Here is a 2250-nt window from a genome sequence, read left to right on the forward strand (position 1 = left end):
ACTTTTCTACTTCTTGTAGCGAGGGTAAAGTATAATCCTTGTCAAATACAAAATCAGCTCCCGCATCCACTGACACTTTTACTTCTCTAGAATTGATGTTGCCAGCTACAGTTAGTTTTGAAGTGGGGTTGGTCGTGCCGATGCCTACATTCCCTCCATTAAAATAGGAATCTCCATTTGAAGATATTACATTTTTAAATACCCCATTATACATCATTGCCATTTGGCTATCACTCCAATAACTATAATCTGTAGGATATGCAAATCCAAGTAATTTAAACCCTCCATTGCTATTTGCGGATGAAGCTTGAACTGTTAGTTTTGCTAAAGGATTATTTGCACCAATCCCTAAGTTTCCATTATCAGAAATAGACAAACTTGTATTACTAAATAATGGTAGGGTAGAACAAACTATCCACCAATCTGTACCAGTAGATTTATAAAGATCAAATTCCGACTGATTTACTATAACAGAACTATAATTAGTAAAATCATTATTTACAAATGCTTGATCAAAATAATTTCCTTTTATTGCAGCTTGCGCGTGCCAGCTTGGATTAATCTGATTATTAGCATTATATTCTAAATCATGTACACCATCCCACTTCACCATAAGAACAGAGAAACTTTTTCCTGGATTTTTAGCGGCTACAATTGCATAGCCAGTTGCCCTAGCGTTTTGCATTTGAAGTGCCGTTAAAGTTTGGGCGGCTACTTTTGTAGAAAAGAACAATAAACTGAAACAAATAATTTTAAAAAAGTGGTTCATTTTACTTTTTTGTTTTCTTAAGTTTACTAATTTCTTCTTGTTGATCTCTGTTTTCATCTTTTAATACATTTATTTCTTTTTTAAAATCAATCACATACAGCGTCAGTTCCTCAATCTTTTGCAACAACTTTATGTTCATTTCGGATAAATTGATGCCTTCTTTTTGCATTTCTTTGGCAGAAGCGATTTCAGGCAAATGTTTGTTCTCGGTTACAAACTTTTCTACTTCTTGTAGGGAGGGTAAAGCATAATCCTTGTCAAATACAAAATCAGCTCCCGCGTCTACAGAAACTTTTACTTCTCTAGAAGTGATGTTGCCGGCTACAGTTAGTTTTGAGGTGGGGTTTGAGGTACCGATGCCTACGTTACCATTTTGAATAGCTTTAATTGCTAATGAGGCTCCATTAATACTGAATAAATCACCTACATATAAATCCCAATCTGAAGTCATGGGTAAAAATTTAGAAACACTTAAATCAACCCCTCTATTATTAAGTGGTACAAAAGAACTATTAAAATTGACAGCAGTAATCTTAATATTAACCGAAATAGGATCCGTTGTTACTCCATAAGTATTTGTTGCACGTACTCTAAAACGAGCATTACCATATTCTGTATTGCAATCAACAGTAAAATTTACTCTACTACCAACATATGGATTATTATTAATTCTACCTAATTCTCTCCATATACTTGGATTGGCATGGGAAATTGAAGCCAAATGTGTAGCTGCACTAGCTACACTGTTTCTTGTGTAACTAACTGAAACTTGATAAAAACCAGAAGCCCCCGCATCATGTGGGTTAACTTGAACGAATTCTATAAAATCGCCTATCAAATAACCCGCTGGAAAAGTAACACTCGTCTCATAATCACTTACAGATGCTCTTAAATCAAATGATTCTATATTACAAGTTCTAGCGGTAGCAATTGAAAAATTAAATATTAAAATTACTACTAAAATCGATAATACACTTTTTCTCATTTCTCTATTGTTAATGTTCTATTTAGATTTTTTATTAAAATCAGATAACTCTTTATCCAATTCATTTATTTTTTTTCTCTGTAATTCAATCATTTTTGACTGTAGATTATCCTTCTCATGTTGTAATTCCACCTTATTATTTAACTCAATAACATACAGCGTCAGTTCCTCAATCTTTTGCAACAACTTTATGTTCATTTCGGATAAATTGATACCTTCTTTTTGCATTTCTTTGGCAGAAGCAATTTCGGGTAAATGCTTGTTTTTGGTTAAAAACTTTTCTACTTCTTGTAGCGATGGTAAAGTATAATCCTTGTCAAATACAAAGTCAGCTCCAGCATCAACTGAAACCTTTACTTCACGGGAGCGAATAGTACCTATTACATCCAGTTTGTGTGCCGGTTTTGTGGTTCCTATTCCTATATTGCCATTGAAATAAACGGATTGTGGATAAGAATAACTAGTTGGTATTGCTGCTGTATATGGAGCCGTAATA

Annotated in this window: 1 protein-coding gene and 2 pseudogenes; all 3 read right to left on the reverse strand. The window is 33.6% G+C overall.

Features of this window, described 5'->3' with window-relative positions; translation table 11 throughout:
* Nucleotides 1-685, reverse strand: a pseudogene (locus AC061E_RS16480) (hypothetical protein); the annotation flags it as partial.
* An 85-nt stretch (nucleotides 686-770) separates the two neighbouring features.
* A complete protein-coding gene (locus AC061E_RS16485) occupies nucleotides 771-1754 on the reverse strand; it encodes a hypothetical protein (protein ID WP_478287234.1) in 984 nt (327 codons plus the stop codon).
* 18 nt (nucleotides 1755-1772) lie between these two features.
* Nucleotides 1773-2250 (reverse strand): annotated as a pseudogene (locus AC061E_RS16490) (hypothetical protein); the annotation flags it as partial.

It is taken from the genome of Flavobacterium sp. GNP011 (assembly GCF_056428925.1).

Excerpts from the sequence above, each read along its gene's own strand:
- AC061E_RS16485 (WP_478287234.1), bottom strand. The coding sequence starts at position 1,754 with ATGAGAAAAAGTGTATTATCGATTTTAGTAGTAATTTTAATATTTAAT.